The 8,526-nt window shown below is 62.9% G+C and carries 8 protein-coding genes; 4 read left to right on the top strand and 4 right to left on the bottom strand.

Features of this window, described 5'->3' with window-relative positions; translation table 11 throughout:
* Positions 1 to 484: 484 nt before the first annotated feature.
* Both KK7_RS0118430 and KK7_RS21205 read right to left on the bottom strand, forming a co-directional pair.
* Positions 485 to 715 carry a helix-turn-helix domain-containing protein gene (locus tag KK7_RS0118430; RefSeq protein WP_010546116.1) on the bottom strand — a complete coding sequence of 77 codons (231 nt, stop codon included), beginning with the start codon at positions 713 to 715 and terminating at the stop codon, positions 485 to 487.
* Complete coding sequence (locus KK7_RS21205) at positions 715 to 1,173, bottom strand: DUF2975 domain-containing protein (protein ID WP_010546115.1); 459 nt, start codon at positions 1,171 to 1,173, stop codon at positions 715 to 717. The genes KK7_RS0118430 and KK7_RS21205 overlap by 1 nt, the downstream gene beginning before the upstream one ends.
* Positions 1,174 to 1,264: 91 nt before the next feature.
* Here KK7_RS21205 and KK7_RS0118420 point away from each other — a divergent pair, with 91 nt between their 5' ends.
* Positions 1,265 to 2,149, top strand: a complete 885-nt coding sequence (locus KK7_RS0118420) for an ATP-binding cassette domain-containing protein (RefSeq protein WP_010546114.1) — start codon at positions 1,265 to 1,267, stop codon at positions 2,147 to 2,149.
* Positions 2,150 to 2,161: 12 nt separating this feature from the next.
* A complete protein-coding gene (locus KK7_RS0118415) occupies positions 2,162 to 2,884 on the top strand; it encodes an ABC transporter permease (protein WP_010546113.1) in 723 nt (240 codons plus the stop codon).
* 283 nt (positions 2,885 to 3,167) lie between these two features.
* Here the strand turns inward: KK7_RS0118415 and KK7_RS0118410 are convergent, their stop codons facing one another.
* Entirely contained in the window at positions 3,168 to 5,282 is a 2,115-nt protein-coding gene (locus KK7_RS0118410; protein ID WP_010546112.1) for a DUF262 domain-containing protein, read from the bottom strand.
* A 196-nt stretch (positions 5,283 to 5,478) separates the two neighbouring features.
* Here KK7_RS0118410 and KK7_RS0118405 point away from each other — a divergent pair, with 196 nt between their 5' ends.
* Positions 5,479 to 6,666 carry a type II toxin-antitoxin system HipA family toxin gene (locus KK7_RS0118405; protein ID WP_010546111.1) on the top strand — a complete coding sequence of 396 codons (1,188 nt, stop codon included), beginning with the start codon at positions 5,479 to 5,481 and terminating at the stop codon, positions 6,664 to 6,666.
* A complete protein-coding gene (locus KK7_RS21200; protein WP_010546110.1) occupies positions 6,663 to 7,661 on the top strand; it encodes a helix-turn-helix domain-containing protein in 999 nt (332 codons plus the stop codon). Before KK7_RS0118405 ends, KK7_RS21200 begins: the two co-directional genes overlap by 4 nt.
* An 86-nt stretch (positions 7,662 to 7,747) precedes the next feature.
* Here the strand turns inward: KK7_RS21200 and KK7_RS0118395 are convergent, their stop codons facing one another.
* Complete coding sequence (locus KK7_RS0118395) at positions 7,748 to 8,341, bottom strand: cysteine hydrolase family protein (RefSeq protein ID WP_010546109.1); 594 nt, start codon at positions 8,339 to 8,341, stop codon at positions 7,748 to 7,750.
* Positions 8,342 to 8,526 lie beyond the last annotated feature (185 nt).

The raw sequence follows: 8,526 nt of genomic DNA, 5'->3' as shown, positions 1-8,526 counted from the left end.
GCTCGCGCCACGAGTGCTTTCAGCAGCAGGCGCATTTGCGAAGAGGGACGGCGAAGGCGACGCATTACCATATAACAACATATGTAGAGTTATTGATCAAGCGTCTTTTGGTTCGGTGGAAGCGCATGGCGAATTGCAGCCGTCCGATAGCGCAAATGGCGGAGGATAGGACGTGCGCTACAACCCTGCAGCGTCCAGCTTCGGCGCCTCATAGGCTCCATCTTCGTCCGGATAGCGCAACCGCTGCTCGAACCGGACGCCCCCTCGCCAGCGACCATGAAAAGCTTTGTCTCGCAGATCCGGCGCGGTTCAAATCGCCAGTTGATAGCAGCCTTCTGCGATAACAGACGCTCCATCCATGGAGGAATGCCATCTTTGATTGACGAACTCCGGGCCGATTCTGGACCGGTAGCTTCTGGACAAAAGTCCATGTCCTGCCGTCATCAACTGGAGGTGTTCGTTGTCGAGCGGCTCCACGCGGGCCTCAATCCTTCAGAGCGAGGTCTGAGGGGTCCGCGTCGTAATCCAGCAATTCACCCGGCTTACATTCCAGCACCGCGCACATCTTCGCCAAAGTGGCGAAGCGAATACCTCGGACCTTGCCCGAGCGGAACAGTGATAATTGGGTTTCGCTGAGCCCCATTTTTTCGGCGAGCTGCTTGCCCGTCATGCCGCGCCTGGCGAGTGCGGCGTCCAACATGACCTTGACCGGCATCAGAAGAACGCGTCCAGCTCTTCGCGCATCTCGGAGGCTTGGGCGAGGAGATGCGAGAGCAAGACGAGGGTGGCACCGACCACGCCGAGGGTGATCGCCGCGCCGTCGAAATTTGCAAAGGCGCCGCGACCGTAGAGCAATCTGGTCAGCAAGGTTACGCCGAACACGCTAGCAAGCCCCCCTGCAAACAAAGCCGCGCCAATCCGCAACAACAGCCGCGGCAGCACCTGGCCGAATGCAGCGCCCGATGCGATCGACTTTAGCGCCTGGCGCACCATCCAGATCGCACACACGTAAATGCACATCGGCAGATGGAAGATCAGCATCGGCCCCGAGAGGCGCCCCGTCCATATCGGCGCGAGGATAAGTATCGCGACGGCGGCAAAGAGCAGCACGAAGGGGACCGTCACCAGCCACATCAGCAGGCGGGCGCGGCGTCGGAGAGTTTCGATCGGCATAGCGGCTCCATGGGGGTTCGATAATTTAACCTTGACTTAAATTTCAGCACTATACAAATTTAATCCTGAGTTAAATCGGAGCGCTTCGGAAATGATCGCTGCCCTCGAAACCCACGGCCTGACCAAGGCCTTTGGCAAGGCTGCACCGGCGGTGAATGGAGTGTCGCTGAACGTGCCGCGGCGCGCGATCTATGGCTTTCTTGGAGCCAATGGCGCGGGCAAGACAACGACGCTCAAGCTGGTTCTCGGGCTTTTGCGCGCCGATGCAGGGAGCATTCGGCTGTTCGGGCAGGAAGCAGCGCGCGAGCGCGGGCGGGTTGGGTCGCTGATCGAGACCCCTTCCTCGTACGACCATCTGACCGGGCGGGAAAACCTCGATATCACCCGAATCCTGTTGGGGCTGGAGAGGCGCGAGATCGGGCGGGTTCTGGCGATTGTCGACCTGACGCATGCCGCCGACCAGCGCGTCGGCAGCTATTCGCTGGGCATGCGCCAGCGGCTGGGCATTGCGCGGGCATTGCTCGGCGATCCGCGCCTGCTGATTCTCGACGAGCCGACAAACGGCCTCGACCCCGACGGCATCCGCGATATGCGCGTGCTGCTGCGCCGGCTGCCCGAGGCCGGCGACGTGACGCTGATCGTGTCGAGCCACCTGCTCAGCGAAGTCGAGCAGGTGGCGACGCATGTCGGACTGCTGCACCGGGGGCGGCTGTTGCTGGAGTCGCCGCTGGACGCGCTGCTTGGCGGGGTAGCGTCGGTCGAGGTCGATACGGATGATCGGGTGCGGGCAGCGATGATCCTGATCGATGCCGGGTTCCCGGTGACGGCGGCAAGCGACAAGCTGCTCGTCGCGGCTGCCGACCCGGCCGAAATCGCAGCACTGCTGATGCGCGAGGGGCAGAGATTGTCACACCTTACCCGCCATCGTCCCTCGCTCGAGGGCATCTATCACCGTCACATCGCCTTGGCCGCCTGAGGGCTTCGCATCATGCTGCACCGCTATCTGTTTGCCGAAATCCTCAAGCTGCGTCGCAGCCTTGCGTTGATGCTTTGCGTCGCCGCGCCGGCGTGCGTCGCCGTGCTGGGAACGGTCATCGCCTTCGACCGCAAAACGCCGGTGCCGCTCGATACTTTTGCCCTCGGCGGCCCCGGCATCTGGTCGTTCGTGATGCTGCCGCTGGCGGTGACGGCGCTAAGCGTGCTGATGGCGCAAATGGAGCATGGTTCGCGGAACTGGAACCATCTCCTCACCTTGCCGCGCGCGCGGCCGAACGTGTTCCTCGCCAAGGCGATCGTGATGCTCGGGCTGATTGCGATGATGTCAGCGCTGCTTTGGGCGTTCATGCTGGTTGGGGTGGCGCTGCTGACCGCATTGCATCCGGTGGGGGTGATCGGCGCGGTGGACACGGCGCAGCTTGCCCGAATTTTGGCGCTGATGACGGTGTGCTCGGCGCTGGTGGCGATGCTCCAGTTCTGGGTGGCGCTCGCCTATCGCAGCTTTGTGGTGCCGTTGGTGTTCGGGATCGGCGGGACGTTCGTGGCGATCAGCACGATCGGCGCAGCCAAGGCTGCGTGGTTTCCGTGGCTGCTGGCGACCGACGTGCTGGCGACCAGGTCCGAGGTCCGGCAGATGGGGCTGCTGTTGGGCGGAATCGGAGGGCTCGCCGTACTCGGAGCGATGCTGGCGCATTTGAGTCGGCGGGAGGCTTAACCCCTTCTCTCCTTCCTGACGCAAGGTGTCGTGCTGGTCGACGTCTATGGCGTACTGACGTGCGCATTACGCTGCCCCTTCGGGCAACGGGGCGGCCTAAATTGGGCGCGTAGCGTCCTTCTGCTTCATCGAAGGGAATGACCGGTTCCGACGCAAGCAGACATTCGCGCTGCCGCATTAGAACGACGTATGTTGGTCGCGAGCTGCTGCAAGCAGCTGACTTCGGCCCGCTGGCTACACCCTTTATTTTGACCTGAAGCGAGTTTGTCTGTCGGTCTGGGAGCTACCCGCCTAGCAGCCGCCAATCGTGAGCGAGGAGCCATTGATCCTCGATCAGGAGGTACCAGTCCTGCCAACCGTTTCTGCTCGTGTCCGTGACCGCCTTGGAAGCAGCAGAGAACGACGTATGGCGGCCCGGCACACCTTCAATGACCAGCGCTCCGTCCTTGATCACTGCCGAAAATGTCTTGCCGTTGTAGACGAACCGGCAGTTGATCCCGTCCTCCGGAATGGGGGTCGGCAGGGTCGTCCAGGACGACGTCGACTCGGCTCCGGCCCCGAGCAGCTTTGGCCTGTCCGGCGCGCGCCAGATCTGCCGTGCTACATTGAATAGGTCTTCGCCACGCTGTTGGATCGTTTGCTCATTCCAGTGGGTGAAGGCATGTAAGTCGAGGTTGAGGGTCAGCTTGGAGTTGGATCGAACTGCGGGCATCTTCACCTCGAACGGCCCGTTAGAAACGGCCGAATTGAGAGGCTTGGTGAGCAAGGTCAGATTGCCCATCACATTGACAGCGGCGTTCCTGGCCCGGACCGCCGCCGCCAAGTCCGGATCATAAGCTTGCTCTGCCACGCCAGTCATTCCCGGCAGCGCCCACGAAGTCTGCCACTTCTGCGGCAGGATGTGCTCGATCGTTAGAGCGGATAGGATCGCGATCTCTTCGGCCAGGGTGTTATGCTTCGCTCGTTCGATCGACTCCAAGACGTATCGTAACCGCGGCTGCCGGGCGGTCCGGTATTGCTCGCGGAACAGCCAGCTACGGCGCCATTCATCGTCGTCGGGCCAGCGGTCGACGTCGGCGGTCCGGCTGGACAGATAGGCGATCAGTTCGTCCACCTTATCGCCCGCATGGGCCCGGAGCCGGGGGATGATCGCAACGAAGAAGCGGTTGTAGTTCTTCGTCGTCAGCCCGCAGATGTCGCGCCGCAGGATGTAGCTTTCGAGCACTTCGAACGCTTCGAGGAGGCGTGGCCCCACGCTGGTTTCGGTCGCCAGGTAAATGGCCAAGGGCATGGCGGTCGATACATCAAAGGCATCGGCCATCTTGCCGAAGCGGCCAGCCGGGTCACCCTTTTCAGGCTCGAACAGGCGCCGCTCGACGGCGGCCGTGGCCGAGATCGCTTCCAGCTCCTCGGTGACATTTTGGTACGGGCACGCGTCGAGGATCCACTTGCGGTAGCTGGGAAACAGGGTCTCTGCCGATACAATGTCCCCGATCTGCACCGCGAGGTGATCGGTCAACATCCAGTCAAGCCGGGTGCGCGTCTGGCGGCCCCGGGAGGCTGCCTGGTGCCAGAACGCACGGTCGAGCGGCAGCCAATGCTTCTGGTAGAGCTTGTCGATCGTGAGCGATCCATTGCTCTGTCCCAGACCCTTCGCGCGTTGGAAGATGAAGTTGCGTAGTAGGTCGGCTGGGGCAAGCGCCACGCCGCGACTGTTTAGCGTTTCGAAGATTGTCTGGGGGTCGTCGCCTCCTTCAAGCTCGATCGAAACGACTGCGAGACCGTCTTTCAGCGCCTCGAATAGGCGCTCGAGCCGCTCTTCCTCATAACTGCCTCCCGCGATGACGTAGCCGAGAATGCGGTCCCTAAATGCCGCATGGGCAGCAGGGGCGAGGTGGCCGAGCAGGTCATCGTCTTCCCCAAGCCCCTCAATTTCCGCCAGGTTAGCCCGCCCGTCGATCAACTGCACGAAGGACCGGCGATCCGTAACCGATGGCCACAGTTTGTAGCGCTCGGACACGGGGTCTTCCATGACCCCGTCGTTCAACAGATACTTGCTGATCTCCTGTGCGTAGCTGGAGCCGTTCTCCGCTGCCACATCGCGCAGCGCGGCCAGCAGCAGTTGGAATGTTGTCAGACGCTGTTGGCCGTCGATCACCTCGAAGGCTTGGACGGCCTTCCCGAAGGTCTTGATCTGGTTGATCACGATCGCGCCCATGAAATGGGGCGCGAGCTTCGAGCGATCCGCGTCGATCACGCCGACTGCCCGCATGATGTCCTCCCACAAGAGGGAGATTTGTGGCTCCTCGCGCCAAGAATACTGACGCTGGTAAAGCGGGATTAGGTAACGCTTCTTGCCGTCGAACAGATCGATGATGGACTGCGTCGATGGCTTCATGGTTCCCCCTGCGCCGCACTGATCCCCCAGTAGCGGGCGGAAGGCAAGGTTACGTTGCTTGCGACGGCTCCCTGCCGCTCGGACTTATGGTGCGAACGCTGATAATCATAACGATCCTGAAGGTGCATTTATCTGCCCAATGATCAACGTTGTTTGATCAAACTCCATATGATAGAGCATGGCGCCTAGAAAAATTTTGGAAAGCGCAGTCATCCCGAACCGTCACGCCATCGTCACCTACAAAGGCAAGCGAGCTGGCCTCCTCAGCGAGATCGGGCCAGACACCCGGTTCGTCTACGACGCCGGATGGACGCAGGACATCGCCTGCACGCTGCCGAGCACCACGCGGGAGCATTTCTGGCGCAATGGCCTGATCCCGTTCTTCGAGCATCTCGGCCCTGAAGGCTGGCTGCGTGGGCATCAGGCCCGTGCCGGCGGCACCCCGGACCAGGACGATTTCGGGCTGCTGCTCAACTATGGTGCCGACTGCATCGGCGCGGTCGGAATCCTTCCTGAAGATGGCACCCATGTCCATCCGATCCCGGACGCCGATCCCGTCGAGGCCGCAGCCACCGCGCCTGGCCGCACCTTGTCGGGCGTGCAGAAGAAATGGCTCGTCTATCGCAACGAGCAACGTTTCGAGCCCTCCATCCGTGCCGGTGATCCCGCCACGCACATCGCGAAGTTCAACCGCGTGGATCAGCCGACGCTCGTCCAGAACGAGGACCTTTCGCTGCGCTTGGCGCGCGAGGTGCTCGGCAAGGAGGAGGTCACCGCTGCGGCGATCGGTACCGTCCGCGGCGAGGACGGGGTGGCGCTCATCGTAGAGCGCTTCGACCGGCTGGGCGAGGTCCGCCTGCGTCTCGAGGACTTCGCCCAAATCCTTGGACGACCGCGCGGCCGCGAGTTCGATGGCAAGTACAACGCCAGCTATGAGGAAGCCGCTGCCGTCATCACGCGCCATTCCGCGCGCGCACTGATCGACCTCGGGCGGTTCTTCCGCCTGGTGGCCTTCAATCTCGTGATCGGCAATGCCGACGCGCATCTCAAGAACTTCTCGCTGCTCGAACGCGACGGCGGGCTGCGGCTCAGCCCCGCCTATGATCTGCTCAACACGATCGTATACCCACACTATGAGCGGCACACTGCGCTGGCGATCGACGGCGAAAAGCGCGCGTTTGAAGACCTTCACCGCGATCTGGTCGTCGCGCTAGGCGTCTCGATCGGGCTCCCGCGGCGGGCCGTCGATGGCGCCCTCCAACAGCTGGCGAAGCGGTTCGCCAACGCGCGGGCGCTCGATGTGCCGCCTTATGCGCAGCCGAACGATTTCCGCGTCCGGTACCGCGATGTGGTGCTCGACAATGCCGAAAGGATCCTGAAATGACCGAGTGGCCGATCGACTGGCGCGCGGTCGTCGACGAGGCGATCCGCCGGCGCAAGCGCGAAGGGCTGTCGCAGCGGGCCCTTGCCGAGCTTGCCGGCGTGAGCGCCCCCACTGTCAACGCCTTTGAGCAGGGCGAGGTCAATCTGCGCTTCGGCGGCATCGTTGCGATCCTGCAGGCGCTCGGGTTGTTCGTGCATGCAGGCGACGCGGATGCGCTGGAGACCTTCGTCTACAACGCCGCGAGGCGCTGGGAGGAACTGGTCGCGCCGCTGGCCGGCGATGATCCCGGGCGGCAAGCGCTCGGCTATAGCGAGCAGGCCTATGCGCTGGAGGGGATCGAACCCCTTGCTACGCCGCATAAGCTGCGTCAGGTCCTAGCGGCGGTGCCGAAATCCAGCGGCTGGACTCCGTTTTGGGTGCCGACGCGCGAGGATCTGCGTCCCTATGTCGAGGACGGGCTGCTGGAGTGCTGGCTCGGGCGGCCTGGGACCGAGCGTCATTTCGCCGATCCGGCGCATAGCGATTTCTGGCGTGTAAGCCGCGCTGGGGAGGCCTATCTGCATCGGGGTTTCGAAGAGGACGGCCCCAGCAATCTCGAGCCGGGCACGATCTTCGACCTGGTCCTGCCCATCTGGCGCACCGCCGAGGTGCTTCTGCATGCGCAGAACCTGGCCTATGCGCTTGGCGGCACCGGTGACACCAGCGTGCGGTTCCGCGCCCGATATTCCGGTCTGGAGGGGCGTGAGTTGCTCAGTTGGGCGAAGCCCCGCGCGCGAATCGTTTTGGACGGCCGGCATCGAGCGCGCTCCTCGCGCGTCGACCTGGAGATCGCGATCAACCTTCAGCAGATCGAGGATGGGTTGGATGCCGTCGTGCACCAGGTGCTGATCCCGCTGTACGAGCGGTTCGATGGCTATGTGCTCTCTCCGGATCTCGTCTCTTCCGAGATCGCCGAGCTTCGACGACAGCCGGGCTTCGGCTTGGCTAGCGCCTGATCCAGAGGTCGGCTGGGTGTCGACGCTTCATTGCCAGACCGGGAAGCGCCCGACCTGACCCGTGTAGTGGGCCAACGTCTTGCACGTCAGCCGTTGGTCGCCAATCGAACGGGCGCGCCCGCAAACTCTCCGGCGACGACCTCTCCAACCTGCCGCGCAATGCCACGGGTGAGGTCCGGCGGCACTTCCACGGAAAAGCCCCGCGCAACCAACCCGTCGATCGCCCAGCGGACGCAATAGTCGGCGGCGACCCCGATCACGGTAACCTGGCCGATGCCGCGAGCCTTCAGCTCCGCGAAGAAAGCGTCGCGCGGCGTGGTCTGGCCGCTTCCGATTGCCTCGATCATCAGGTCAGGCTCCGCCCACATGTCGAACACGCCCTTCTCGATCCGATAGGTCGGGATAGCCGGTGCGACGGTGTTCGCATCGAGCACGTTCTGCCACCCCGGCGTGCCGCGCACGCAGTGGATCGGGAACTGCTCCGCTTCAGCCGATCCGGGAAACGTTTCGGCCAGATGGGTGTCGAAGGTGAACAGCATGCCCGCAACTTCCGCAGGATCGAGCGCCACGAGCCATTCCTGCATCGGCGCGATCAGCGCCTCGGCGCCGTCCACCGCCAGCGCGCCATCGGCGTGCATGAAGTCGGCTTGGGTATCTACCACTACGATGAAGCGCCGCATGACCTGTCTCCTTCTCCCTTTGACATATGTGCAATTCAAACATAAGTAAAGTGCATAACGCATATAAGGTCGAGTCGATGGACGAAGCAGCCTTTCTCGAAGCCTATGACGCGACGGCCTATGAACGCCCCTCGGTCGCGGTCGACCTCATCCTGATGAGCGTGGTCGACGGCGCACCGGCGGGA

The organism is Sphingomonas elodea ATCC 31461, from assembly GCF_000226955.1.
In the GTDB taxonomy this organism is placed as follows: domain Bacteria; phylum Pseudomonadota; class Alphaproteobacteria; order Sphingomonadales; family Sphingomonadaceae; genus Sphingomonas; species Sphingomonas elodea.
Note: the sequence above shows the minus strand (reverse complement) of the source record. Positions and strands in the feature narration are given on the sequence as shown.